At 70.0% G+C, this 24972-nt stretch carries 24 protein-coding genes; 13 read left to right on the top strand and 11 right to left on the bottom strand.

Annotated elements, in window-relative coordinates; genetic code table 11:
* Positions 1 to 41: 41 nt before the first annotated feature.
* The gene (locus ACZ7SW_RS08020; RefSeq protein ID WP_470229655.1) at positions 42 to 665 is read left to right on the top strand and encodes a hypothetical protein; all 624 of its coding nucleotides are present in this window, start codon (positions 42 to 44) and stop codon (positions 663 to 665) included.
* 80 nt (positions 666 to 745) lie between these two features.
* Here ACZ7SW_RS08020 and ACZ7SW_RS08015 read toward each other — a convergent pair whose 3' ends face one another.
* From ACZ7SW_RS08015 to ACZ7SW_RS08000, 4 genes are all read right to left on the bottom strand, one after another.
* Entirely contained in the window at positions 746 to 1546 is an 801-nt protein-coding gene (locus tag ACZ7SW_RS08015) for an arginase family protein (protein WP_470229654.1), read from the bottom strand.
* Positions 1539 to 2246: a GntR family transcriptional regulator gene (locus ACZ7SW_RS08010; RefSeq protein ID WP_470229653.1), complete on the bottom strand. Its 708-nt coding sequence runs from the start codon at positions 2244 to 2246 to the stop codon at positions 1539 to 1541. The genes ACZ7SW_RS08015 and ACZ7SW_RS08010 overlap by 8 nt, the downstream gene beginning before the upstream one ends.
* A 350-nt stretch (positions 2247 to 2596) precedes the next feature.
* Positions 2597 to 4099, bottom strand: a complete 1503-nt coding sequence (locus ACZ7SW_RS08005) for an FAD-dependent oxidoreductase (RefSeq protein ID WP_470229652.1) — start codon at positions 4097 to 4099, stop codon at positions 2597 to 2599.
* A 1-nt stretch (position 4100) separates the two neighbouring features.
* Complete coding sequence (locus ACZ7SW_RS08000) at positions 4101 to 5018, bottom strand: AurF N-oxygenase family protein (RefSeq protein ID WP_470229651.1); 918 nt, start codon at positions 5016 to 5018, stop codon at positions 4101 to 4103.
* A 193-nt stretch (positions 5019 to 5211) separates the two neighbouring features.
* Between ACZ7SW_RS08000 and ACZ7SW_RS07995 the strand changes: the two genes are divergently transcribed.
* Positions 5212 to 5817: a hypothetical protein gene (locus tag ACZ7SW_RS07995; RefSeq protein ID WP_470229650.1), complete on the top strand. Its 606-nt coding sequence runs from the start codon at positions 5212 to 5214 to the stop codon at positions 5815 to 5817.
* A complete protein-coding gene (locus tag ACZ7SW_RS07990; RefSeq protein WP_470229649.1) occupies positions 5814 to 6317 on the top strand; it encodes a GNAT family N-acetyltransferase in 504 nt (167 codons plus the stop codon). Before ACZ7SW_RS07995 ends, ACZ7SW_RS07990 begins: the two co-directional genes overlap by 4 nt.
* Here ACZ7SW_RS07990 and ACZ7SW_RS07985 read toward each other — a convergent pair.
* From ACZ7SW_RS07985 to ACZ7SW_RS07965, 5 genes are all read right to left on the bottom strand, one after another.
* Positions 6303 to 7538 carry a multidrug effflux MFS transporter gene (locus tag ACZ7SW_RS07985; RefSeq protein ID WP_470229648.1) on the bottom strand — a complete coding sequence of 412 codons (1236 nt, stop codon included), beginning with the start codon at positions 7536 to 7538 and terminating at the stop codon, positions 6303 to 6305. The genes ACZ7SW_RS07990 and ACZ7SW_RS07985 overlap by 15 nt on opposite strands.
* A complete protein-coding gene (locus ACZ7SW_RS07980) occupies positions 7535 to 8509 on the bottom strand; it encodes an alpha/beta hydrolase fold domain-containing protein (protein ID WP_470229647.1) in 975 nt (324 codons plus the stop codon). The genes ACZ7SW_RS07985 and ACZ7SW_RS07980 overlap by 4 nt, the downstream gene beginning before the upstream one ends.
* Complete coding sequence (locus ACZ7SW_RS07975; protein ID WP_470229646.1) at positions 8506 to 9483, bottom strand: alpha/beta hydrolase; 978 nt, start codon at positions 9481 to 9483, stop codon at positions 8506 to 8508. The genes ACZ7SW_RS07980 and ACZ7SW_RS07975 overlap by 4 nt, the downstream gene beginning before the upstream one ends.
* A gap of 117 nt (positions 9484 to 9600) precedes the next feature.
* Positions 9601 to 10566, bottom strand: coding sequence for an aldo/keto reductase (locus ACZ7SW_RS07970; protein WP_470229645.1), 966 nt, complete (start codon positions 10564 to 10566; stop codon positions 9601 to 9603).
* A 34-nt stretch (positions 10567 to 10600) separates the two neighbouring features.
* The gene (locus ACZ7SW_RS07965) at positions 10601 to 11710 is read right to left on the bottom strand and encodes a zinc-binding dehydrogenase (protein WP_470229644.1); all 1110 of its coding nucleotides are present in this window, start codon (positions 11708 to 11710) and stop codon (positions 10601 to 10603) included.
* A gap of 104 nt (positions 11711 to 11814) precedes the next feature.
* On the opposite strand from ACZ7SW_RS07965, the gene ACZ7SW_RS07960 reads away from it, so the two are divergent.
* Positions 11815 to 13164, top strand: a complete 1350-nt coding sequence (locus ACZ7SW_RS07960; RefSeq protein ID WP_470229643.1) for an amidohydrolase — start codon at positions 11815 to 11817, stop codon at positions 13162 to 13164.
* 63 nt (positions 13165 to 13227) lie between these two features.
* Here the strand turns inward: ACZ7SW_RS07960 and ACZ7SW_RS07955 are convergent, their stop codons facing one another.
* Positions 13228 to 13950 carry an SDR family NAD(P)-dependent oxidoreductase gene (locus ACZ7SW_RS07955; RefSeq protein ID WP_470229642.1) on the bottom strand — a complete coding sequence of 241 codons (723 nt, stop codon included), beginning with the start codon at positions 13948 to 13950 and terminating at the stop codon, positions 13228 to 13230.
* A gap of 86 nt (positions 13951 to 14036) precedes the next feature.
* Here ACZ7SW_RS07955 and ACZ7SW_RS07950 point away from each other — a divergent pair, with 86 nt between their 5' ends.
* The 9 genes from ACZ7SW_RS07950 to ACZ7SW_RS07910 all read left to right on the top strand — a co-directional run bounded on the left by ACZ7SW_RS07950 (position 14037) and on the right by ACZ7SW_RS07910 (position 23743).
* The gene (locus tag ACZ7SW_RS07950) at positions 14037 to 14993 is read left to right on the top strand and encodes an aldo/keto reductase (RefSeq protein WP_470229641.1); all 957 of its coding nucleotides are present in this window, start codon (positions 14037 to 14039) and stop codon (positions 14991 to 14993) included.
* Positions 14994 to 15081: 88 nt separating this feature from the next.
* Complete coding sequence (locus tag ACZ7SW_RS07945) at positions 15082 to 16059, top strand: methyltransferase family protein (protein WP_470229640.1); 978 nt, start codon at positions 15082 to 15084, stop codon at positions 16057 to 16059.
* A 172-nt stretch (positions 16060 to 16231) separates the two neighbouring features.
* Positions 16232 to 17755 carry an ABC transporter substrate-binding protein gene (locus ACZ7SW_RS07940; protein WP_470229639.1) on the top strand — a complete coding sequence of 508 codons (1524 nt, stop codon included), beginning with the start codon at positions 16232 to 16234 and terminating at the stop codon, positions 17753 to 17755.
* A gap of 60 nt (positions 17756 to 17815) precedes the next feature.
* On the top strand, positions 17816 to 18757 hold the full coding sequence (locus ACZ7SW_RS07935) for an ABC transporter permease (RefSeq protein WP_116198683.1): 942 nt from the start codon (positions 17816 to 17818) through the stop codon (positions 18755 to 18757).
* A complete protein-coding gene (locus ACZ7SW_RS07930; protein ID WP_470229638.1) occupies positions 18754 to 20580 on the top strand; it encodes a dipeptide/oligopeptide/nickel ABC transporter permease/ATP-binding protein in 1827 nt (608 codons plus the stop codon). Before ACZ7SW_RS07935 ends, ACZ7SW_RS07930 begins: the two co-directional genes overlap by 4 nt.
* Positions 20577 to 21398 (top strand): ABC transporter ATP-binding protein, encoded by an 822-nt coding sequence (locus tag ACZ7SW_RS07925; RefSeq protein ID WP_470229637.1) that lies wholly within the window; start codon positions 20577 to 20579, stop codon positions 21396 to 21398. The genes ACZ7SW_RS07930 and ACZ7SW_RS07925 overlap by 4 nt, the downstream gene beginning before the upstream one ends.
* Positions 21399 to 21534: 136 nt before the next feature.
* Complete coding sequence (locus ACZ7SW_RS07920) at positions 21535 to 22125, top strand: TetR/AcrR family transcriptional regulator (RefSeq protein WP_470229636.1); 591 nt, start codon at positions 21535 to 21537, stop codon at positions 22123 to 22125.
* Between the two features lie 332 nt (positions 22126 to 22457).
* Positions 22458 to 23186, top strand: coding sequence for an alpha/beta fold hydrolase (locus tag ACZ7SW_RS07915; protein ID WP_470229635.1), 729 nt, complete (start codon positions 22458 to 22460; stop codon positions 23184 to 23186).
* Positions 23187 to 23233: 47 nt separating this feature from the next.
* Positions 23234 to 23743 carry a hypothetical protein gene (locus tag ACZ7SW_RS07910; protein ID WP_470229634.1) on the top strand — a complete coding sequence of 170 codons (510 nt, stop codon included), beginning with the start codon at positions 23234 to 23236 and terminating at the stop codon, positions 23741 to 23743.
* A gap of 10 nt (positions 23744 to 23753) precedes the next feature.
* Here the strand turns inward: ACZ7SW_RS07910 and ACZ7SW_RS07905 are convergent, their stop codons facing one another.
* Complete coding sequence (locus tag ACZ7SW_RS07905) at positions 23754 to 24962, bottom strand: FAD-dependent oxidoreductase (protein ID WP_470229633.1); 1209 nt, start codon at positions 24960 to 24962, stop codon at positions 23754 to 23756.
* Positions 24963 to 24972: the final 10 nt, after the last annotated feature.

Here is a 24972-nt window from a genome sequence, read left to right as displayed (position 1 = left end):
AAGCCGTACCGGAGGGGGCCCGGTCGTAGTTGGATCACCGGGTGACCCTAGCCGTCGGACTCTTCGACCTCTTCACGTACGCGATCCCGGGCGCCCTGCACCTGGCGTTCCTGGCCTATCTCGCCGGGCGGCTGCACTGGCTCGACCTCGCCGCCGTCTCGCGCGGGCCGGGAGCGGTGCTGGTGATCGGGATCGTGGTGGCGAGCTACCTTCTCGGCTACCTGGCGTATCCGATGGGCGCGCGGGCGGCGCGGTGGTTGCCGCGGCGGCGGAAGCGCGACGCGCGGGAGGAGTTCCTGCGCCGCAACCCGGCCGCGCGCGGCCGCGCGTTCGTCGAAGCTGACTCGTTCCTGCTGCTTTCGGCGCTGCAGCTGCACGACGCCGACGCGGCGATGGAAGCGACGCGGTTGCGCACCGTCGGGCTGATGCTGCGCAACTCCAGCCCGCCGATGGCGTTCGGGTTCGTGGCGTCCGTCGTGGAACTGATCGTCGGAAGCCACCCGGTGTTCGCGGCGTGCGGCGCGGTGCTGTTCGCCGCCGCGTATCCCGCGCTGATCGCACAGGGCCGGCTGATGTCGCATTGGGCGAGCGTGAAGACGCTGGAACTCAGTTTCTGGGTGCCGGAGGTGGAGGAGACGCTGGCTGCTACGCAGAAGACGGAGTGAGCGGCAACTCGGCGAGCCGTCCGCGAAACCGCCGCCGTGTATTTCCCTGGACGGGCCGGAAAGAAATCGCGCTGCTGCGGTCAGCTGCTGGCGGTTTCGTGCCAGATCAGGCTGGCGCCGAGTGCTGCGGTGAGGCGCGTGATCGTCCGCCGGGTGCTTTCGTCGTTGACGTGCTCGGGGAGCCAAGCGCAGGCGAGGTAAGCGCCCGCGAGGTCGGCAGTGGCGACGGCGGCAGCGAGGCATTCCTCGATCTGGACGAGGGAAGGACCGGGGCCGGACGGGAAGCGCGCGCCGGAGAGGTCGGTGCTGTCGATGACGTCGATATCGAGGTGAAGGTAGACCGGCACCGGACCGAGTCGGCCGAGGGCGGCGGTGATCGCGGCGGGGTCGGCGGGGATGCGGTGGACCTGACTGGTGGCGAGGGCGTCGTTTTCGGCGGGGTCGAGGTCGCGGGCGTCGGCGAGGACGACGCTCGGGTCGGGGACTGGGCGCAGGCCGAGTGTGTCGTCGAACAGGCCGGAGGTCCGGCCGGTCAGCATGGACAGCGCCATTCCTCCGACGTAGCCGCTGGTGGAGATTGCGGGGGTGTTGAAGTCGCCGTGGGCGTCCAGCCACAGCACGGCCAGGTCGCGGTGGCGTTGCTGCAGCGCGGCCACCGCGGCGCGGCTGGTGGGGCAGTCGCCGGAGAGCACAAGGGGCTTGACCGTCTGCGCCACGGTGTCGGCTGTCGCCCGGTGCAGCAGGCTCATCCGGGCGGGGACGGGGCCGGAGGGCAGAACCGGCGGAACAACCTGGGTCGCGGTGGCGGGGATCGGGAAGTCCGGGAGGCGCTCGTCGAGATGCCAGGGCGTGACGATCAGGTCCCAGGTGCGTTCAGTCACGAGGTGTCTCTCTTTCGTCGCGGTGGGTGAGCAGGTCGAGCAGCCGGCCCAATTCGGCGGCACCGGCTTGAAGGTGCGCGGTGAGTTCGGCTCTGGCCTGGTCCGGGCTGCCGTGCAGCGCGTCCAGCAGCCGGCGGTGGTCGTCTTCGGTGCGGCCCAGTTCGCGGCGGGAGCGCTCGGCCAGCGCCAGGGCGAGGCGCTGTTCTTGCTGGAGCTGCGCGTGGAAGCGGCACAGCCGGGGACTGCGGGCGGCCGAGACCAAAGTTGCGTGGAAGAGCCGGTCGCCGTCGAGGGCGGCGGCGGTGTCGCCGTGGTCGAAAGCCGCTTCTATCTGGTCGACCAGGTCGGCGAGCTTCTGGTAGACCACCGGATCCCGGTGTTCGGTGAGGGCGTCGGCCGCGGTCAGTTCCACGGCGGTGCGGGCCGCGTAGATGTCGACGACGTCGGGACCGGTCACGTCCGCGACGACGATGCCGCGGTTCATCTGGTAACGGACCAGTCCCTCGCTTTCGAGGGTCCGCGCGGCTTCGCGGAAGCTGCTGCGGGAGATGCCCAGTTCGGCGGCGAGGGCGGCTTCGCGAAGCGGCGTTCCGGGCGGCAGCCGACCGGACAAAATGGCTTGCCGGACGGCTTCGGCGGCCTGTTCGGCGGTGCTCTGCCGCTGGATGTTCGCGCCGAGACCGGCGATCGGGTTCGTCAAGGTCGTGTCTCCTGCCCTGGGACTGCCGAGCAGGAGATTGCCAGATTGTCGGACAATATGGCAAGGCGTTTTGAGGCACGCTGAGCGGCCGATGTCTCGTTGCCGCACAGCTGTGGGCAGCTCAGTAGCGGCTGGTGGCCGGGCTGCCTGGGAGATGCGCTAGAAGAACGCGATCGCCGTCAGAACCGCCCATGCGACGACGAGGGCGGTCGTGATCAGCTTCGCGTAGTCCGTCAGCCCCGTCCTCTGTGGACGAGCGCGGAGGGGAAGGCTTCAGCGTTACGGGTGCGGCCATTGTCCGAGCTCCCGCCGCGACCGAAATTGCGGCGGGAGTCCACAACGGACAGTCGTCAGCGTCCCCGGAACCGCGCCGCCAGCGCCGCGATCGGCGACCGTCGGCCCCGCAGCGGGACCTCGCCGGAGGTGATGTCCGCGAGAAGCGTCGCCACGGTTTCCCCGGCGCACGTCCGGTTCGCGCCGATCCCGCCCGACGGGCCGCGCTTGATCCAGCCCACCACATACGCACCGGTTCGGCCCTCGACCCGGCCCGCGGTGTTCGGGATCGTCCCGGCCGCCTCGTCGAACGGCAGGCCCGGCACCGGACGGCCCCGGTAGCCGACCGCGCGCACGACCTGGCCGGCCGCGATCTCGACCGGTCCGGAAGGCCCGTCGACCCGCAGGCCGCGCACCTGGCGGTCCCCGGTGATCTCCACCGGCGCGGAGTGGAAGCGCAGCACGACACGGCGGGGGCCGTCGGCGGGAGGGGCGGTCCAGTCGACCGTCTCCTGGCTCAAACCCTGCAGCAGTGCGGCTTTTCCGGCACCGGCGTCGATCGCCGCGGCGGTGCGCGGGTCTTCGGTGTCGACCACGAGCGGAACGTTCGCCCGTTGGGCCAGCGCGATCAGCTCGGGGGAGGTGTAGGCGGCGTCTTCCGGGCCGCGGCGGGCCAGCAGGACCACTTCGCGGACCTTGCTGGAGCGCAACCGTTCCAGGGCGTGCCGGGCGATGGTGGTGCCGTCGAGATCGTCAGGGTCGGCGGTCAGGATCCGGGCTACGTCGAGGGCGACGTTGCCGGTGCCGATCAGCACGACCCGCTCCGCGGAGAGGTCGACGGCGTGCGGGGGGACGTCCGGGTGGCCGTTGTACCAGGCGACCACGGTCGTCGCGGCCAGGCTGCCGGGGAGGTCCTCGCCGGAGATGCCGAGCGTGCGCGCGGACGAAGCGCCGACCGCGTAGATCACCGCGTCGTGGCGTTCGGCCAGTTCGTCCACGGTCACGTGGCGGCCGACCTCGACCCCGAGCTTCAGCTTCAGCCGCGGGTGGTTGTGGAACCGCGAGAAGGCCTCGCCGATTCGCTTCGTGTCCGGGTGGTCCGGGGCGACGCCGAAGCGCACGAGGCCGCCCGCGACCGGCAGCCGGTCGATCAGCGTGACGCGCGCGTTGGTGTGCAGCAACAGGTCTTCCACCGCGTACATCCCGGCCGGGCCGGTGCCGACCACGGCCACGTCCGCGGGCTCGAGGTCGCTCGGGATCTCCCGGTCGAACGTCGGCGGGCCCCAGCGGTGGAAGTTCGGCGCCGGGTTCGCGGCGACCGGCGGGCGGTCGGCGAAGAAGTCCGCGTTGATGCCCGCGTACACCTTCATCGAGTCGGTCAGCAGGTCCACCGGGAAGATCGCGTCGACCGGGCAGGCGTCGGCGCAGGCGCCGCAGTCGATGCACGACGCCGGGTCGACGTAGAGCATCTCGGTGGTCCCGAAGTCCGGCTCGTCCGGCGTCGGGTGGATGCAGTTGACCGGGCAGACCGACACACACGTCGCGTCGTTGCAACAGGTCTGGGTGATCGCGAAGGCCATGTCAGATCAGGTTCGCCCGCTTGTAGAACACCAGCGCCGGCTTCGTCAGCAGCCCGCACGAGCCGAGGAACTCCATCAGCCCGGCACAGCTCGAGCGCATCATCGACTTGTGGTGCTCGTTGGCCTTCGCCTCGCGCAGCGCGCGCTCGGAGTCGAGCCCGGCGTTCTTGTACACGTCGCGGTTGACCATGCTGCTGACGATGAAGTACGACGCGATCGCGATGACCAGCGCGTTGACCTGACGGCGCACGGCCCCCGCGCCCTCCAGCTGCTCGCGCGTCTCATCGCGGGCGAACTTCATGTGCCGCGACTCTTCGACGACGTGGATGTTGTTGATGGTCCGCACGAACGGGACCACGCGCTCGTCGCGCATCCAGTCGCGCTGCATCACGTCGAGAACCTCTTCGGCGACCAGGATCGCCGCGTACGCCGCTTCGCCGCCCGCGACCGCCTTGAAGACGCGGCCCAGTTCGACGGCGAGCTTGCGCGGCCGGTACGGGGGAGCGCCGAGCTTCTGCGCGCCGCGGGCGAACATGATCGAGTGGCGGCATTCGTCGGCGATCTCGGTGAGCGCCCACTGGAACGCCGGGTCGGTCGGGTCCTTGGCGTAGAAGTCGCGCAGCACCATCTGCTGCAGGATCATCTCGAACCAGATCCCGGTGCTCGCGACCGACGCCGCCTCCTGGCGGGTCAGCTCCTTCTGCTGCTCCGGGGTCATCTCGGCCCAGTAGCTCGTGCCGTAGAGCGTGCTCCACTCCGGGCTGGCCCCGTGGAAGTCCTTGTCCAGCGGGGTTTCCCAGTCGACCTCGGTGGCCGGGTCGTAGGAAAGGGTCGCGGAGGAGTCGAGCAGCCGCTGCGCGGTCTCGTGCCGGCCGGACGGGGCCGCTTCCGGTGCTCGCTGCACGTCTGCGCTGGTCATTCGGTCCTCCCTGAGCGACATTGATTAGGCGTTACCGCGATTCACTGTTACCTAAGGTAACACCTATCTGGCCGCATCGCGAGAGGCGGCGGCGAACTGCGTGTCGTCCGTTCGGGCAATCCGGCCGGGCAGCGGCCGCTGACCTGGCAGGATGAACCGCGAATATCTTCCTGACCTCGGAGGAACCACCGTCGTGACGCAACCGCCGCAGCCGGGCCAGCCGCCCTACCCGGGCACGGAGCCGCAGCAGTACTCGCCGTTGCCGCCCGCTTACGGCGGGCAGCCCGGTCACAGCGGCCAGTTCGCCACCCAGCCGCCGATGTCGCAGCAGCCCACGCGGACCGCGCATTTCGGCGCGACCGCGGTCGCCGCCGCGACCCTGTCCGCGGTCATCGGCCTGGTGGGCGTCATCGGCGCTGTCACCGCGGCCATCCGGATGTTCCACTACTCGAACTCGACGACGCTGATCTCCAGCGGCGTCGTCGGCGTCGTGGACCTGGCGATCGCGGCGTTGACCATCGCCGGTGCGATCGCGCTGTTCAACCGTTCCCCGTCGGGCCGGATCTGCGTGCTCGTCGGCAGCGGCCTGGCGGTGCTGGACATCGTCGTCCTGATGATCGTCAGCCTCGGTTCCAGCTTCGTCCGGAAGAGCGCGCCGACCACGCTGCAGATGACGTTCCCGAGCGGCTTCCTGTGGCTGCTCGTCCCGGTGGCCGCGCTGGTGCTGGCGGCACACCGGGGGACCGGCGCGTGGCTGCTGCCGAAAACCCCGCCGATGCCGTATCACCCCGGCTGGTGACCGTTCGGGAGGAAATCCTCCGCACCGCCCGGCTGCGGCTGACCACCTGGCTGCCCGAGGACCTGGACGATCTCGCCGCCCTGCACGCCGACGCCGAGATCATGCAGCAGATGACCACCGGGCCGCAGACCCGCGCGGCGACCCGCGAAAGGCTGGACGCGTTCATCGCCGAACACCGGCAACGGGGCTGGTCGAAGTGGCGCGTCGAAGGCTCGGCGGGGTTCCTTGGCCGGGCCGGGTTCGGTCTCGCCCATCGCAGCGGACACCGGGAAGCCGGTTATCTGCTGGTGCGCACGGCGTGGGGCGCGGGACTGGCCACGGAGCTGGCGCAGGCACTGCGGCAGTGGCACGACCACCACCCGGAACCCGCTCTCGGCCCCGAACTGCGGGCGTACGTGCTGCCCGGCAACGCGGCGAGCTGCCGGGTGCTCGAGAAAGCGGGATTCCGGGCGATCGGAGAGGAAGACGGCCAGCTCGTGTTCGAGTCAGGCCGTCGGTGATCGGCGCAGCCGGGGCAGCACCGCCAGCCACAGCAAAACGGTTGCGACGCCGTACGCCACCGTCATCGTCAGGCTCATCGACAACGGCGTAGTCCCGCCCAGCGACACCAGCGGCGCGACGATCGGCCCGATCGCGAACGACGCCGTTCCGAGCAGCGCCGCCGCGGTTCCGGCTCGCTGGCCGTGATTGGCCAAGGCGAGCGCGTTGCCGTTCGCCTGCGTCGTCCCGCCCGCGAACATCAGCAGCGCCAACGGAATCAGCAACGCCGCCAATCCCGCGCCGAACAACACCGCGCCCAGCATCGCCAGCGCCGCCGCCGCGGTGAAGGTCGTGCCCAGCACGTACATCCGGACCGGTCCGGCCCGGCGCACTGCCGCCCGGTTCGCCTGTGCGCCGAGCACCGACATCACCGCGTTCGCCGCGAAACACGCGCTGAACAGCTGCGGCGACAACGAAAACCCGTCCTGCAGCACGAAACTGATCGACGCCAGGTAGGTGAAGAACGCCGCCCCGCCGCAGGTGCTCACGAGCAGGAAGCCCAGGAACAGCCGGTCTTTCAGCAGCACCCGGAACTCGTCGCCGCCGCGCCGCCGATGTCGTGCCTCCGGCGGCAGGCTCTCCGGCAGCGCGGTCGCGGCGACGATCAGCAGCGCCGCCCCGATCCCGGCCAGGACGCCGAAGATGCCGCGCCACCCGACGATCGCCGCCAGCTGCCCGCCGACCACCGGGGCGACGATCGGCGCGAGCGCCCCGACAGTGGTCAGCAACGCCAGCAGCCGCACGAGTTCGACGCCCTCGGCGAGGTCCCGGGCGACAGCCAGCGACAGCACGATTCCGGCCGACCCGCACAGCCCTTGCAGGAATCTCGCCGCGAGCAGCACCTCGATCGACGGCGCGAACGCGCAGACCACCGACAGCACGGTGAACAACCCGATCCCGGCCAGCAGCGGACGCCGCCTGCCGAACCGGTCGCTCAACGGACCCACGACGAGCTGGCCGAAGGCGAGCCCGAGCATGCACACCGACATCGTCGCCTGCGCCAGGCTCTGCCCGGCCCGGAGATCGTCCGCGAGCTGGGGGAGCGCTGGCAGGTAGAGGTCCATCGAGATGGGCCCGAAGACCTCCAGCAGGCCCAGCACGACTGCCATCCGGAACGCGCCTGGGCGCTTTTTTGGCAACACCGGCTCGACCAGGGCCGTTTCCGGGTGGAGTGGCTTCATCCGGCGCGCAGGATCCGGCGCAGCCACGAAAGCCGCGTCGCGACCGCGGAGCGGGAGACCTCCGCGTCGGGGGAGAAACCGGCGAACCCGTGGTAGCCGCCTGCCCAGACGTGCAGTTCCGCCTGTCCGCCGGTCGCCCAGATCCGGAGGGCGTACTCGGTCGTCTCGTCGCGGAAGATCTCCGCGGCACCGACGTCCAGGTACGCCGGTGGCAGACCGGACAGATCGGCCATCCGCGCCGGGACCGCGTACGGCGAGGCCGCGTCGGTGCCCCGCGCCGGGCCGAGCAGCGCGTCCCAGCCGGTGTCGTTGTTGTTGCGGTCCCAGGCACCGATTCCGTTGTACTGCTGGGTCGACACCGACTCGTTGCGGTCGTCGAGCATCGGGCACGCGAGCAGCTGTCCGGCGATGGCGGGGCCGCTGCGATCCCGGGCGAGGAGTGCTACGCCCGCGGCGAGACCGCCGCCCGCGCTGGCGCCGGTGACGACGATGCGCGACGGGTCGATGCCGAGTTCGCCGGCGTGCTCGACCGTCCACAATAGACCGGCGTAGCAATCCTCGACGGCTGCGGGAGCGGGATTTTCCGGGGCCAGCCGGTATTCCACTGAGATGCCGACTGCGCCGAATCGAAGTACGTCGTCGATCAGTCCGTCCAGGCCGAAGAACCGGTTGCCCAGCACCATTCCGCCGCCGTGGATGCTGTACAGCGCGGGGGCGTTAGCGACTCCCGAGGCGGGGCGGACGACGGTGAGCACGATGTCCGGCGCGCCTGCGGGGCCGGGGACGGTGTGCTCGGTCAGCTCGACCGGGCGGTCGGCGACCATCTGCTCGACCGGTGGGATGATCGTCGCGAAATGCGCGCGGTTGGCCAGGATCGTGTCCGCGCGCAGCGGGATCCGCTCGACCAGGTCGAGGAACGCGGCGAGCCCGGGCTCCAGCTCCGGGTCGTACGGCACGGGCGGGACGCTCATTTTCCTGCCTTCCCGAAGATCCGGCGCAGCCACGAGTTCCGGGTTTCGAGAGCGGCCTTGCTGATCGGCCAGTCCGGCACGTACATGTCGAATCCGTGGAAGGCTCCCGCCCAGACGTGCAGCTCGGCCTGTCCGCCGGTCGCCCAGATCCGCAGCGCGTACTCGGTGTCCTCGTCGCGGAACGGTTCCGCGCTGCCGACCTCGATGAACGCCGGAGGCAGACCGGACAGGTCGGTGGCGCGCGCCGGGGCGGCGTAGGGGGAGACGTCGTCGGTGCCAGCTGCGTCGCCCAGCAGAGACTGCCAGCCTGCGAGGTTGGATTCCCGCGTCCAGGTGCCGAGACCCGGGTATTGCTGGCTCGCGATCGTCGTGTTGCGGTCGTCGATCATCGGGCACAGGAGCAGCTGACCCGCGATCGCCGGGCCTTTCCGGTCGCGGGCGAGCAGCGAGACCGCTGCGGCGAGTCCGCCGCCCGCGCTGCCGCCCATCACCACGACGCGCGACGGGTCGATGCCGAGTTCGTCGGCGTGCTCGACTGTCCACACCAGACCGGCGTAACAGTCCTCGGCCGGCGCGGGGTGCGGATGTTCGGGCGCGAGCCGGTATTCGACGTTCACCGCGACGACGTTCAACTCCAGCACCAGTGCCAGCAGCCGACCGACATCCATGTTGCGGTGGCCGACCATCATGCCGCCGCCGTGGATGTTGTAGAGCACCGGCAGCGCGCCGTCGCTCTCGTGCGGGGAGAGGATGGTGATTTCCAGGTCCGGCGCGCCTTCCGGGCCCGGGATCGTCTGCTCGACGACGGTGACCGGTGCGTCGCCGACCGCTTCGGCGGCGGGCGGGAACATCTCGGCCATCGCGCGGCGCAGGCCGGGGATCGTTTCGGGAGTGAACGGGGGTGCGTCGGCCGGAACGATCTCGGCGAGCGCGGGCTCGATCTCCGGGTCGAACGGGACGGGGGGATAGGTCAAGGCAGCCTCCTGAGACGGGCGGGTTTGCGGTCTGTGAGGGGAACCCTGAGGGAATCTGATTCCCTCAGGGTTCCCCTCACAGACGTGAAGTTCGGTGGCGCTGGGGTGACCGGCGGCTCAGGGACCTTCGGGATCTACGGCGTCGCGGTCGGCCCAGAACGGCTCCACCAGTGCGCGGATCTGCTCGGCCCCGACCTTCTCGACCAGTTCGACCGCGGCGAGGTTGTCCTCGAGCTGTTCCGTCCGGGTCGCGCCGAAGAGCGTCGTGACGTTCGCCGGATGCGTCAGCGTGAACGCGACCGCGAGGCGGGCCGCGCTGGTGCCGAGTTCCTCCGCGACCTTCACGACCTTGGCCGCGTCGCGGGTGATCCTCTTGCGGACGTCGCCGGGGTCGCGACCGATCTCGCGGGTCAGTTTGGTGCGCCCGGCGAGGATTCCGCCTTCGAGGACGTCGGAGGCCTGCATGACGAAACCGTCGGCGAACAGCCGGGCGAACGGTTCGCCGTCCGGAATGGACCGGCGGCCGACGCTGTACTTCAGCTGCGCGATCTGCGGACCCGGCACCTGCAGCGCCTCGGCGATTTCGCGCAACCGCGCGATGTTCCCGGCCGACCAGTTGTTGACGCCCCACGCCCGGATCAACCCGGAGCGGGTCAGCCCGGCAAGGTCTTCGACCAGGTCCTCCAGCGCGACGTCGTCACGGCGCAGGTCGCCGAGGATCACCAGGTCCGCGACGTCGAAACCGCCGCGCAGGAAGGCGTTTTCCAGCTGGGGGCGGAATCCCTGGTCGCCGAAGCCTTCGATCCACAGCTTCGCCGAGACCAGGTAGTCCTCGCGCGGGACGCGGGCGGCGCGGATGATCGCGCTCCAGAGCACGTCGGTGAACACCGGCGGATGGCCGGGCATGCCGTAGACGCCGACGTCGAACAGGTTCACGCCGGCCTCGACCGCGGCGCGGATCATCGCGACCGAATCGGCGAAGTCCATCCGGTCGTAGGTGTGCCAGGAACCGAGCGACAGCAGCGAAACGTCCAAACCGGACTTGCCGACCTTGCGGCGGGGCAGGGGCGAGGATGCGGACACGAGACCTCCTTGGCTCGTAAAGGGGAAAGGACGATCAGGGAAGCCGGGGGTCGACGACGGCTTTCGTCTCGTCCAGCCGGTGCATGGCCTCGATCCGCTCGCTCGCGCCGGACAGTCCGACCGGGCCGCCGAACAGCCGGTCCCACGGCATCCGGGAAGCGAACGAACCGAAGAACTCGATCGCGTGGTGGTAATCGGCGATGTCGCCGTTGAGCGAGCCGACGACGGTCAATTCCTTGCCCATCACCGTGCCGAGCGGGACCAGTGTCGGCTCGGGGCCGGTGCTGCCGACGATCACGACCCGGCCGCGCTGTGCCGCCATCGCGACCGCCTCGCGGCCGATCGACGGTGCACCGGCGAAGTCCAGCACGAGATCGCCGCCGTGCCCGCCGGTCAGTTCGGTGACGCGTTCGACGATCGCGTCCGAACCTCCGGCGACATCGACCACGTCGTCGGCACCGAACTCCTTCGCCAGCTCCAGCCGCGACGCGGGAGCGCCGACGGTGATCACGCTGCCCGCCCCGCTGAGGTGCGCGACGGCGGTCGCGAACAGCCCCAGCGCGCCGGATCCCTGCACCACCACGCGAGATCCGGGCCGGACGCCGCCGACCCGGTCGAACGCGCGCAGCACCGTTTTCGCCGCGCACCCGGCCATCGCGGCCCAGGTGTCGGGCACTTCCGCGGGCAGCAGCAGTTTGGCCGCGCCCGGGACGACGTAGGCGTATTCGCACAATCCGGCAGTCGCGAACGGCGCGACGTCCGACCGCTGCAGAAAGCCGTACCCGCGCCGGGAACACGCGACCGGCTCGCGCAGCACAGTGCAGCCGTAACACTCGCCGCAGGTCGATTCCGACCAGCCGATCCGGGCCCCGACGGCGATCTCGCGGCCGAGCGCGTCGCGCGTGTCCGGTCCGGCGGCCACCACTTCGCCGACCATTTCGTGGCCCAGCACCATCGGCAGCATGCCGGGAAAACTCATCTTCCCGGACCAGATCTCGACGTCCGTGCCGCACAGTGTCGCGCACGAGACGCGGACCAGCGCCGCGCCGGCTTCCAGCTCGGCGGGCAGCGGGAGTTCGGTCAGCTCCAGCGGCGCGCCGTGCTCGGTCAGCACCGCGGCGCGGGTGGAAGTCGGGACGGTCATGGGAAACCTTTCCGGGGACTGGCGGGCCCGGGAGGGCCGTGTGATGGGTTAGTCTACGGACGTCGACAAAAATGTCGAGTCCCCGAATCCCTCCAGGAGCGCCTGTGCCGACCTCAGTTGCGGATCTCGTCTTGCGGGCAGCGGCGGTGCACACCATGGCCGGTGCCGCGCCCGCGACCGCGCTGGCCGTGCGGGACGGACGCGTGCTGCGTGCCGGAACCGACGCGGACGTGCGGGAGCTGATCGGACCCGGCACCAAGGTGCTCGACCTCGGCGACCGCGCGGTCCTGCCGGGCATCAACGACGCGCACCTGCACGGCGCCTGGCTCGGAGCGCTGTGGCCGGACACCCTGTTCGCCGACGACGGCGCGCCCGGACCCGGCCCGGAAAAGCCGCTGCGCACCGCCGCCGAACGCCGCGCGGCCATCCTCCGCGCGGGCGAAATCCTTGCCGCGCTGGGCATTACGAGCTACACCGAACCCGGCCTCGGCCCGGGGGAGGACAACGGGCACATCGGCGCGTTCGGCATGTCCGTCGTCGAGCAGTACCGGGAACTGGCCGCCGAAGGTCTGCTGCGGGCCAGGGTGACCGCGCTCTGGCTGTACGGCGAACTCGACGGCCCGAGCACGTTCGACAACTTCCGCACCGGACTGGCCACAGTGGACGGACCGGGCGCCGACCCGCGCCGGCTGAACTTCCGCGGGGTGAAGATCTTCGCCGACGGCATCCCGCCGATGCGCTCGGCCTACACCCACCACTGCTACGCCGACGGCAGCCACGCCCATCTGCTCGTCGGCGGCGCGGACGACCCGGAACGCGAGGAGAACTTCACCCGGATGGTCCGCACCGCGCACGAGGCCGGACTGCAGGTCGGCGTGCACGCGACCGGCGACCGGGCGATCGAGCTGATGTTGGACGCGGTCGAGCGGGCGCGGGAGGAACGCGACGTCGACCTCGGTCACTACGTCATCCACGGCGACCTGGTGAGCGCGGCACAGCTGAAGCGGATGGCCCGGCTGGGGGTCGGGCTGTCCGCACAGGCCGGGATCGCGGTGCGGACCGCCGGGGTGGTCGACGCGGCGATGGGGCCGGGCAGTTCGGATGCCGCGTGGCCGCTGCGGGAGGCGCTGGACGCCGGGATCCCGTTGTGCCTGACTTCCGACGCGCCGGTGCTGCCGCCGGACTGGCGCAAGGAAATCGCCGCCGCGGACCAGTGGATGGGCCCGGCCGCGGACGTGCGACAGCGGATGGAAACCCTGCTTCGCTGCTACACCGTGCACCCGGCTCAGCAGGACGGTGCCGCCTCGTGGAAGGGCACACTCGCGCCCGGGATGGCGGCTGACCTTTGCGTGCTGTCCGCGGACCCCTATGCGGTGACTCCCGCCGAGTTGCCCGAGGTGGAGATCGACCTGACTGTCCTGGATGGACAGATCGTCTTCGACCGCTCCGCGTAACGTCTGTGAGGGGAACCCTGAGGGAATCAGATTCCCTCAGGGTTCCCCTCACAGACGGCTGGCTCAGGTGAGCAGCTGGCCGCCGTCGACGGGGAGGCTCGTGCCGGTGATGTGGGCGGCGGCCGGGCTCGCCAGGAACACCACTGCGGCGGCTACGTCCTCCACTGAAGCCATTCGACCGTCCGGGATTCGCGCCACCCACGCGTCATGCGCGGGCGAGCCGGGCGGCATGGCGGCGGCGAGCATCGGCGTCGCGACCGGGCCGGGCGCGACCGCGTTCACCCGGATCTTGTGCTCCGCCAGTTCGATCGCGGCCCAGCGGGTCAACGCGTCGACCGCTGCCTTGCTGCTTTCGTAACCGCCCATTCCGGGCGTAGGCTGCCGTCCGCCGATCGACGACAGGTTCACCACGACTCCCGGCTCGCCGCGTTCGACCATCCGGCGGGCGACCAGCTGCGTCATCAGGAACGTGCCGTGCACGTTGGTCGAGAGAATGCGCAGCAGGTCCGCGCCGGGGAGATCCAGCAGTCGGCCGTGGACGCTCAGCAGACCGGCGTTGTTGACCAGGACGTCGACCGGGCCGAGCTGGTCGAGCGCCGCGGAGATCGCGGCCTCGTCGGTGATGTCGAGCCGGATTCCGCGCCCGCCAACCGGTTTGGCGGCTTCTTCGGCGCCGTCGAGGTCGGCGAGCACCACGGAATCGCCGGCTTGGGCGAAGGCGGCGCCGATCGCGCGGCCGATGCCGCCGGCACCTCCGGTGATCAGCACGGTACGGGCAGCGGGCATCGTCGTTTCCTTTCGCCGGGAGCGGGGTACGCGGGCTTATAGTATACAAGCGTAGAAAATAAATCCCTTGAATCGCAGGAGGAATCGTGGCGACGGATCGACCTGGACTGGGCCCGGAGTTCCCGCGCGTGCCGGCGTTGTCGCTCGGCTCGTGGAACACCTGGGACCGGATGGAGTTCGGCGACGCGGTGGCGCTGATCGCCCGCGCGGCCGAACTCGGGCTCGCCTTCTTCGACGTCGCGCACTACGACATGGGCCCGCACGCCGAGGGCTCCACGACCGATCAGATCTTCGGCCGCGCGGTGCGCGAAGCCGGGCTCGCTCGGCAAGATTGGCTCTACTGCGGGAAACTCTGGCTCTGGGACTACCCGAACGTCGGCTTCGCGCAGCAGATGAACACCTCGCTGGAGCGGGTCGGCGTCGAGTCGGCAGATCTGGTCGTGGTCGGCGACTACTTCGGCGAAATCGACCTCGAGCGAGTCGTCGCGGAGGTGGCCGAGCAGATCGAAGCTGGCCGGTTCCGCGCGTGGGGCGTGAACAATTGGCGGATTGACGATCTCCGCAAAGCTTTTGACATTGCGCGCAAACGTGGTTTGGAGCCACCGGTTTTCGCACAGCTCAAATACGGGCTCGCGCGCCGGTCGATGGCCGAGGGCGAGTTCTACGCGCCGCTGTTCGCTTCCGGGGAGCTGACGCTGCAGGCGTCGGACATTTTCGAAGGCGGGCTGCTGGTCGGGAATCTGAAGCCCAGCCGCAAGATCGGGGCGGACGTCGGCGGCATCCGGGAGAAGATCGCCGCCGCCTGGCCGACGGTGCGGAAGATCGCCGAAGAGCTGGAAGCGTCGCCCGCGCAGCTGGGAATTGCCTTCTGCCTGGCCAATCCCGCGACCGCGAACGTGCTTGTGGGCGTGTCGCGGCAGGCGCAGCTGGAGGACAACGCGGGCGCGATCGCATTGCTGGAACGCGTCGGCGCGGACCGGATTCGCGAGCTGACTGGGGAGTTGTGGCTCGACCGCGAAGTCGCCGCCGACGGAACCTGGTGAAGGGGCTGGTGTTTTTTGTCGACGTGCGTAGACTAAAGCTTCCCGGGGTGCCCGGAGAGGCATCCCCGACGCCCTGAGGAGCCGCCACATGACGAAACCAGCGCCGGACCGCATCGTCGACATCGCCATCGGGTACATGGGCGCGAAGCAGTTGTTCGCCGCCTCGCGGATCGGACTGTTCCGCGCGCTCGCCGACGGTCCGCGCACGGCGCCGGAACTCGCCGCCGCCACCGGCACGGGCGAGCAGCTGACGCGGATCCTGGCCGACGCGATGAACGCGCGCGGCCTGCTGGAGCGCACCGACGGCCGCTACGAGCTGGCCGAGGACGCGAAGGAGTACCTGGGAGGGAACGGCGCTACGGATCTGGCACCGTTCCTGACCTTCCTCAACGAAATCAGCTACGGCCACTGGCTCCAGTTCGACGCCACTGTGGACAGTGGCAAACCGGGCGACCTCCAGATGGACGAGGGCCGCTGGGCGACGTTCATGGCGGGCGTGATGCGCTACAACTCGCTGCACGCGTCGATGCTCGCGCGCGCATTCGATTTCTCGCCGTACCGTTCGATGCTCGATCTGGGCGGATTGTCGCCGGAATTCGCGATCGGCGCGTTGCGGGCGAATCCGGCACTGGCCACTCGCTTCGTTTTCGGACCCGAGTCCACGCAAGGGATCACCGACGCGGTGAATGCGGCCGGCTGCGCGGACCGCACGAGCATCGACCCCGCGCCGACCGAATCCGCGGAACCGGGCGGGGAGCACGATCTGGTGATGGTGAACCACGTAGTGCACCGGTTCACCGCGGAACAGAACCGGAAAATCCTGGCCAACGCCCGTGCCGCCGCCGGAGACGGCGCGACGTTGCTGCTGCTGGACTTCTTCCTCGACGACGACGAACGGCAGCGCCCGATCGACGCGCTGCACGCGGGGGAGTACTTCGTGATCGACGGAACCGTCGTCTATCCGGAGGCGGAAGTCCGCGAATGGCTGGACGGTGCAGGATGGCGCGTATGCGATGTTCTCGCACTGCCCGGAAGCCCGCGCGTTCTGGTCGCCGACGCCGTCTGAAAACGGCCGCGGGGCCGGGAGATAACAAACGCATCCGGCCCGTTGATTTTTTAGCCGACAATCGTAGACTATCCCGCACCACGGCGAGCCGGGCCGCACTCGAAGGCACGCCGTTCCCGGCGGGGCGCCGAGCGACCCCGCCGGCGGTCCAGCACCCTGAGAGAGGGACTCAATGACGAGGACAAGGACAGCGGCGTTGTTCGCGGCGGCCGCCGCGGCGCTGCTCGCGATCGCCGGATGCACCGGCTCGGGCGCCACCGGGGCGGGCGCGGGCACCGACGAGCTGAAGGCGGGCGTGTTCCTCGACGTGACGTCGTGGGACCCGGCCAACGCCGACATCGGCTTCGACGGCCCGTACCTGTCCGCGGTCTACGACCCGCTGGTCGCCTTGGACAAGGACGCCAAGCCGATCCCCGCGCTCGCGAAGTCGTGGGACTGGTCGGCCGACCGGCTGAGCCTCACGATGCACCTGCGCGAGGACGTCGCGTTCGACGACGGCCAGAAGTTCGATTCCGCCGCGGCGGTGGAGAACCTCAACCACCTCAAGGCGGGCACCCGGTCCGGCCAGGCCTACACCGACGTGAAGAGCGTCGAGGCGAAGGACGCGTCGACCGTCGTGCTCCATCTGTCCGAACGCGACGACGCGCTGCTGTACTTCATGGGTCTCGGGCGCAGCTGGATGGCCTCGCCCAAGGCGATCAAGGCCAACTCGCTCGCCAACGGCCCCGACGGATCCGGCCCGTACACCTTCGACAAGGCGTCCTCACAGCCGCAGTCGCAGTACGTGTTCAAGAAGCGCGCGAAGCACTGGGACAGCGCGACCTACCCGTTCCCGACCGTGCGGCTGTTCCCGATCACCGACCAGGCGGCCAGCTTCAACGCGATGCTGTCCGGTCAGCTGAACGTCCAGTTCGCCAACGCGGCGAACCTGCCGAAGGCACAGCAGAACGGCTGGAACGTCGCGAAGAAGCCGGCGTCGTGGGTGGGCGTGCAGTTCGCGGACCGCACCGGCAGCCAGGTGAAGGCGCTCGGCGACCAGCGCGTGCGGCAGGCGATCTCCTACGCCTTCGACGCGGCCGGGATCCTCAAGGCGGTCGGCAATGACGCCGGAACGGTCACCGACCAGCTGTGGCCGAGCGGCAGCCAGGTGTACGACCCGGCGGGCAACGGCAAGTACAAGACCGATCTCGCCAAGGCCAAGCAGCTGCTCGCCGAAGCGGGCTACCCGGGCGGGTTCAGCCTGAAGATGCCGATGTCCACGATCTTCCAGGCGTGGCAGCCCGCCGCCGAGCAGACGTTCGGGCAGCTGGGCATCAAGGTCGACTGGCAGAACATGTCGATGCCGGACTACCAGAAGAACGCGCCGACGTACCCGATGTTCCTCGCGGTGATCGCGATGGACGGCAACGACATGGCCACGCTGACCGACCAGGTCACCTCGTCGCAGTGGTACAACCCGAAGCCGTCGGTCGACGCCTTCCCGGAGGTGAAGGCGCTCGTGCAGCAGGCGGAGCAGGCCCAGCCCGGCCCGGCGCAGACCGCGGCGCTCAAGGCGCTCAACACGAAGCTCGTGGACCTCGCCTGGTGGAACGTCTGGTACCAGGCCGACAACCTCTACTTCAGCGTCAAGGGCATCACCGTCACGCCGATCACCGGCATGATGTTCCCGACGCTGCGGTTCATCCAGCGCGGCTGACGCGCCCGTCGTCCCCGGGTCCGTCCTTTATGGAGGGACCCGGGGGAGGAGCCGAACGACATGCTCACATTCATCGTCAAACGCCTGGTGTCCGGGATCCTGCTGCTCGTGCTCGTCACGAGCGGCACGTTCTTCCTGGCGCACACGGCGGTGGGGGACCCGACCGCCGGGCTGCTCGGCAACAGCGCGACCCCCGCGCAGCAGGCGGCGCTGCGCGCCCAGATCGGGTACGACCGCCCGTTGCTCGTCCAGTTCTGGGACTGGCTGTCGCACGCGGCCACCGGCGATTTCGGGACTTCCTGGCGGAATTTCCAGCCGGTCGGCGAACAGATCGCGCTGCGCGTGCCGGTGACGCTGTCGGTCGTCGTGGCCGCGACGCTGCTCGCCGCGATCCTCGGCGTGCTCGTCGGGGTCATCTGTGGCCTGCGTCCCGGCGGCGTGGTCGACCGCGTGCTGAAGCTCGCGTCGGTGGTGCTGTTCGCGCTGCCCGGGTTCTGGGTCAGCCTCGTACTGGTCACGTGGTTCGCCATCCAGCTGCAGTGGTTCCCCGCGGTCGGCTACGTGTCGCCGGACCAGTCGGTGGTCGGCTGGCTGCGGTCGATCGCGCTGCCGTCGATCTCGTTGTCGCTCGGCGCGATCGTGATGATCGCCGAACAGCTGCGCAACGGCTTCCTCCAAGTCGCCAACCAGGACTTCGTCCGCACACTGCGGGCGCGCGGCCTGTCGTCGCGCCGGGTCACGACGCACGTGCTGCGCAACGCTTCGCCGTCCGCGCTGACCGTGCTGGCGCTGATGTTCGTCGGACTGCTCGGCGGCGCGGTGGTCGTGGAGATCGTGTTCAACCTGCCGGGGATCGGCAGCCTGACGCAGTCGGCGTCGCAGATCGGGGACATCCCGGTGCTGCTCGGCCTGACCGCGGTGACCGTCGTGTTCGTCGTGATCGTCAACTTCCTGCTCGACCTCGTGCTCGGGTGGGTCAACCCGAAGGTGCGCGACCGATGACCGCTGCCCCGTTCCCCGCCACGCTCGCCCCGGTGAAGCGGATTTCCCTGCGGCGGCGGTACTTCCGCCGCCCGGTCGGGGTCGTCGCGCTGATCGTGTTCGCGCTCGTCGTGCTGGCCGCGGTGTTCGCGCCGTGGCTGGCCCCGTACGACCCGAACCACGTCGACTTCGCCCTGACGCACGCCGAACCCGGCAACGGGCACCTGCTCGGCGGCGACTCCGCCGGACGCGACATCTTCAGCCGCCTGCTCTACGGCGCGCGGACCACGCTGTACGGCGGACTGATCACCTGCGTCACCGGCGTCGTGCTCGGCGTCCCGACCGGCGTGGTCGCCGGGTACTTCGGCGGCGCGACCGACCGGATCTGCTCGTGGATCAGCGACGCGCTGCAGTCCGTGCCCGGCATGATCGTGCTGCTGGTCGTCGCGGCCGGCACCGGCCAGGACTTCACCGTGCTGATGATCGCGCTCGGCGTGTTCCTCGCCCCCGGCTACTACCGCATCACCCGCGCCCGCGCGGTGACTGTGCGCAGGGAGCCGTACATCGACGCCGCGCGCGTGGCCGGTGTCGGCACGATGCGGATTCTGCGCACGCACCTGCTGCGCGCGGTGTACGCGCCGATCATCGTGCAGACCGCGCTCACCGCCGGGCTCGCCATCGGCATGCAGGCCGGTCTGCAGTTCCTCGGCATCGGCTCGGCGTCCACGCCCAGCTGGGGCCAAGCGATGAACGACGGCTTCGTGAACATGCTGACGTACCCGCTGATCCTGCTGTGGCCGTCGATCGCGCTGGGCGTGACCATCGCCGCGCTGGCCTTCATGGGCTCGACGCTGGCGGATCTGGTCAGCGTCCGCGCCGAACAGCCGACCCGGCGCGGCCGGGCTCGCGTGCGGGAAGCGCTCGCGGCTCCTGCCCCGGATGCGCTGGGCGGGGGTGCGGCTTCGGGCTCGCACGAGCACGCGGCGGCGGATTGCGCGCTGCGGATCGAGAACCTGCGGGTCGGCTACGCGACCGACAAGGGCGTCAAGGAGGTCGTGCGCGGGGTGTCGCTGGACGCGGCTCCCGGCGAGGTGCTGGGGATCGTCGGCGAATCCGGATCCGGCAAGACGCAGACGGTGTTCTCCGTGCTGGACCTCTTGCCAGCGGGCGGAACCGCGGTCGCGGACGGGATCTGGGTCGGCGGCCGCGAGGTCGGCAAAGCAGCGGAGCGAGCGAAACTGCTCGGCCGCGAGATCGGGTACGTGCCGCAGGAACCGATGACGAACCTCGACCCGTGTTACCCGATCGGGCACCAGCTCGTCGAGCCGCTGCGCCGCGTGCACGGGCTGGACAAGGCCGCGGCGAAGAAGCGGGCGCGCGAGGTGCTGCTGCAAGTCGGTCTCACCGACCCGGACCGGGTGCTGGCGAGCTACCCGCACCAGATCTCCGGCGGCATGGCGCAGCGCGTGCTGATCGCCGGCGCGGTGGCCGGGCGGCCGTCGCTGCTGGTCGCCGACGAACCGACGACCGCCCTGGACGTGACGGTGCAGGCCGAGGTGCTGGAGCTGCTGCGCGAACTGCAGGCCGAATACGGGATGGCGCTGGTGATCGTCACGCACAACTTCGGCGTCGTCGCGGACATCTGCGACCGCGTCGTGGTGATGAAGGACGGCCGGATCGTGGAAACCGGTCCGGTGGAACGGATCTTCCGCGCGCCCGAGGACCCCTACACCGCCGAGCTGATCAGCGCGTCGCTGGACGACACCGAAGGACGGGACGAGTTGGACGAAGCCTGGGAACGGCGCGGTCTGGCCCACGCGACCGGAGAGGAGGCCGGGCGATGACCGACGGTGCGCCGCTGCTCGCGATCGAGGACCTGGCGGTCGACTACCGGCTCAGCCGCCGGGTGCGCTTCCGGGCGCTGAAAGGGATTTCGCTGGATGTGCGGCCGGGCGAATGCGTCGGGCTGGTCGGCGAAAGCGGGTCGGGAAAGTCCACTTTGGGCAAAGCCGTGCTGGGCCTCGCCGCACCGGAGTCCGGCCGGATCACCTTCGACGGCGAGGACATCACCCACGCGCGGGGCGCGGTCCGGCGCCGGCTGGCGAGCGACATCCAGGTGGTGTTCCAGGATCCGTACGGGTCGCTGGATCCGACCATGACTATCGGCGAAGTCCTCGCCGAACCGTTGGTGGTGGCCGGGACTTCGCGCGCGGACGCCCGCACGGTGGTCGCGGACATGCTCGATCGGGTGCGCTTGCCTGCCGACGCGGTGCACCGGTATCCGGGGGAGTTCTCCGGCGGACAGCGGCAGCGGATCGCGATCGCGCGGGCGCTGGTCCGGCGCCCGCGGCTGATCGTGTGCGACGAGCCGGTGAGCGCGCTCGACCTGACCACGCAGGCGACGATCCTCGACTTGTTCCTGGAGCTGCAGCGCGAGACCGGGGTGTCGTATCTGTTCGTGTCGCACGATCTGGGGGTCGTGCACCGGATCTGTCACCGGGTTTCGGTGCTGTACCAGGGAGAGATCGTGGAATCCGGGCCGACGGCCGTGGTCACGCGCGCGCCGGAGCATCCGTACACGCAGCGGCTGCTGCTGGCCGCCCCGGTGGCCGATCCGGCCCGGCAGGCGGAGAGACGGGCGGCTCGGTTGGGACTGGGGTAGGTCCTTCTTCTCTTGGCTGCCGCCTTGGGGCGCGGCGGCTGGTTGTCCGTGCCCGCATTCCCGGCCGCACTGCTCCCGCGGGCGGCCTGGCAGGCTCACATCCGTCGCGGGAGAATACGAGTTAGAGTCTGTAACCATGCCGAAGGTCATCGATCACGATCAGCGACGACGGGAAATCGTCGAGGTCGCCAAAAAGCTGATCATCGAAGGCGGGTTCGAGGCTGCCACGATGCGCAGCATCGTCACCGCGGCCGGGTTCGCGAACGGTGCCCTCAAGCACTACTTCCCCAGCAAGGACAGCATCATCGCGGCGACGTTCGAGAGCGTGCTGCAGGAGACTTCGCAGCGGATGTCCGAACTGGACCCTTCGCTGGGGCCGGTGGAGTCGTTGCGGGGGTTTGTGGAGGCGGCGATTCCGACGGACGCGCATCAGATCGCGTCGGCTCGGGTGTTGCTGGTGCTGTGGGAGCATTCCGTGGCGAATCCGGATCTTGCTCGGCAGTATCGGGATTTGCTGGACAGCTGGCGGGCTGAGCTGACTGTGCGGATCGCTGCCGCTCGGGGGAAGGGGGAGTCCGTTGACGAGCCGGTGATCGGGGTGTTGGCGGATGAGATTATCGCGGTTTCCATCGGGGCTAATGTGACTAGTTTGATGCATCCGGTGGGGAAGGTCGTGGGGCGGTATCGGGCTTATGTGGACGGGTTGATGGCTCGGATCGGGGATTGAGGTCTCGGGGGTTTCGGCTCGTCGCCTGGCGGCGACATTGCGCACGGGGCGTGGGCGGGCACCCCGAAGCTGATTGTGATGACGGGCGGAGGGTGTTTGTCAAGGCGGGAAAGATGCCTTGACAAACACCCTCCGCCCGCATTTTGGCTTCGTATCGGGGTGCGGGGGTGGTGTGGGTGCTTGGTGGGTTGGGTGCGCGGGCTGCGGTTTGGTGGTGGACCCCCTCGCGTCCGGCGGTTGGTCGTGAGGGGAACCCTGAGGGAATCAGAGTCTCTGAAGGTGGCCCTCACGGAACGCTGGACCGGGTGCGGGGTTTTGTCTACGCTTGGAGAATGACTTCCGCGTTTCCGGTTATTCGCACGCTTTCCGTCCGGCCGGTCACTGGGCCCCCGGTGGTGCTGATTCATGGGTTCGCGTCTTCGGCGACCTCTGATTGGCCTGCCGAGTACTGGGCGGATCCGCTGGCGGCCGCGGGGCGGGAGACGATCGTGGTGCATTTGCCGGGGCATCCTGGCGGGCCCAAGGTCGCTGAGGCCGCGGAGGTCACGGCGACGCGGGTGGTGGACGCGCTGGCGGTATGTGCTGGTGCGGAGGAGGTCGACGTCGTCGGGTATTCGCTCGGGGCGCGGCTGGCGTGGGACCTCGCGTCGCATCCCAAGGTTTCGGTGCGGCGGTTGGTGCTGGGCGGGTTGAGTCCGCAGGAGCCGTTCGCGGCGGTTGATCTCGGGGCCGCGCGTCAGGCTGTCCAAGGTGGACCGTCGCCTGATGATCCGCTTACCGGTGCGATTACCGCCATGGCGGCGGCGGGGGACGCGGTGTCGCTGCTGAATCTGGTTGAGGGGCTGGCTAGCGAGCCGTTCGATCCGGGGGCGGGGGTGCCGCGGGTGCCGACGTTGTTCCTCGCGGGGCGGCAGGACTTCATGGCGCACGGGATCGAGCAGTTGGTGGCGCGGGTGCCGGGGGCGCGGTTGCGGCAGGTCGCGGGGGATCACCGCGGAGCGCTGGTGGGGGTGGAGCTGCGGGAGGCGGTGTTCGACTTCCTCGGGGCCGAGACCGTCTGAGCGCGCCGAAATGGCCCCGGCGGCGCAGTCGTGCCAGCCTGGAGCGCATGACGACTCCGGCGCAGCTCCGCAGAACCGCCCTGTCCTACCCGGAGACGGCCGAGCTCGCCGTTGACGGCACGGTCGCGTTCACGGTGCAGGGCAAGGAGTTCGCTGCCCTGCGACCGGACCGGCAGGTCGTGCTCCGGATGACTGCGTCCGATGTGGACGAAATGCGCGGGCAGCACCCGAGTGCGCGCCGGGTCGCCCGGGCTGGGGTGCGGTTGCCGATCGAGGACATCAACGGGCAGCAGCTCAACTATTGGGTGCGGCGGGCGTGGCTGGCCCGGGCGCCGAAACGGCTGGCGGCTCCGGTGGCCGCTGCGGGAACAGCGGTGGCGGGGGAGGTCGGCGACTTGCCCAAGGCGATCGGCAGCCCGGCGACCCGCGCTTTGCACGGTGCGGGGATCACGACGCTTGCCCAGACTGCCGAATGGACCGACGCCGAGTTGCTGGCATTGCACGGCGTCGGTCCGAAGGCGGTGCGAATTCTTCGCGAGGCGCGGAACTGGAGCTGAGCGGGTCTCGTCAGCGGCGCAGGCGAGTGGCCGCAGCCAGGAGCGGGGTTCCCAAAGCGGTCGCTGCCGCGCCCAGTGCGGTGTCAGTGGCGAGGATCCACCGGACGGTCTTCATCGCCAAGGTCAGGACCTCGCTGCCGCGCTGCCGCATTTCGGCTTCGAACCGGCCGACGGCAGTGGTGACGTCGGCTTCGCTGAGGTGCCGGACCAGGCTGGCGGCGTCGCGAATCGCCGCGCCTGCGCCCATTCCGGCGGTGGGCGGGGTGGCGTGGACGGCATCACCGAGGGCGGTGATCCGGCCTGCGGGCCAGGGGGCGAGGTCGGCCGCGCGGGTGGAGGCGGCGCTGAAGCGGAAGGCGGCGACGCTGTCCGGGTCGGCCTTGGCGATGACCTCCAGGGTGGGCTCGGCCCAGCGCCGCTCGCGGAAGGTGGCCAGGAGCGCGGTCTGCAGGTCGCGGCCGCGCAGGGTGCGGAGAGCGTCGGCGGGTTCGGGGAGCATCGCGCCCCAGATGTAGGTGGGGCCGGTGGTGACGGACATCCGCGATTCCGGGGCGTCGAGCGCGGCGTTGCCGACCGGGTCGAGGAAACCGATGTACAGCGCGGCTCCGTGCGGGGCGATCGCGGTGCCGGAGCGAGACCGCAGCCGTTGTTGCTCGGCCTCGCTGAGGTCTCGGCGGAGAGTGCGGCCGGAGAATCCGATGATGCCTGCCGGACGGTTCGTCGGACCGCCTGCCAGGTGCCGGGCGACCACCGAGTGGGCACCGTCCGCGCCCACCACGAGGTCGGCCGCAACCGGTGCGGCGTCGGCGAAAAGCACCTGCGGTCCGTCGTGGCTGACGCCGGAGACAGTGCGGCCTAAGCGCAGATCGTCGCCGACTGCTTCGGCCAGCAGGGTGCGCAGGGTGATCCGGTCGACGTCCACGCTGCCGCTGTTGCTCAGGTCCGGGCCGTGTCCGAGAAGCCGGCCGCGGCGGTCCCAGAACGCGTCGCGCTCGCGGAGCCGGAGCGCTGAAGCCGAGGCCAGTAGTCGCTGCATGATCTTCGGTTCCACCAGTTCTGACAGCGCCGCCTGCGCCCGGTCGTCCAAGGTGAGGTGGTAGCCGCCGGTCGCGGTCACGTCGGTGTCCCGATCGAACACCGTCACCTCGAATCCCTTGCCGCGCAACCCCGCGCCGAGCGCGAGCCCGCCGATTCCTCCGCCGACCACAACTACCCGCATGCCTGGCAGT

It is taken from the genome of Amycolatopsis sp. NPDC114484, assembly GCF_055633755.1.
Note: the sequence above shows the minus strand (reverse complement) of the source record. Positions and strands in the feature narration are given on the sequence as shown.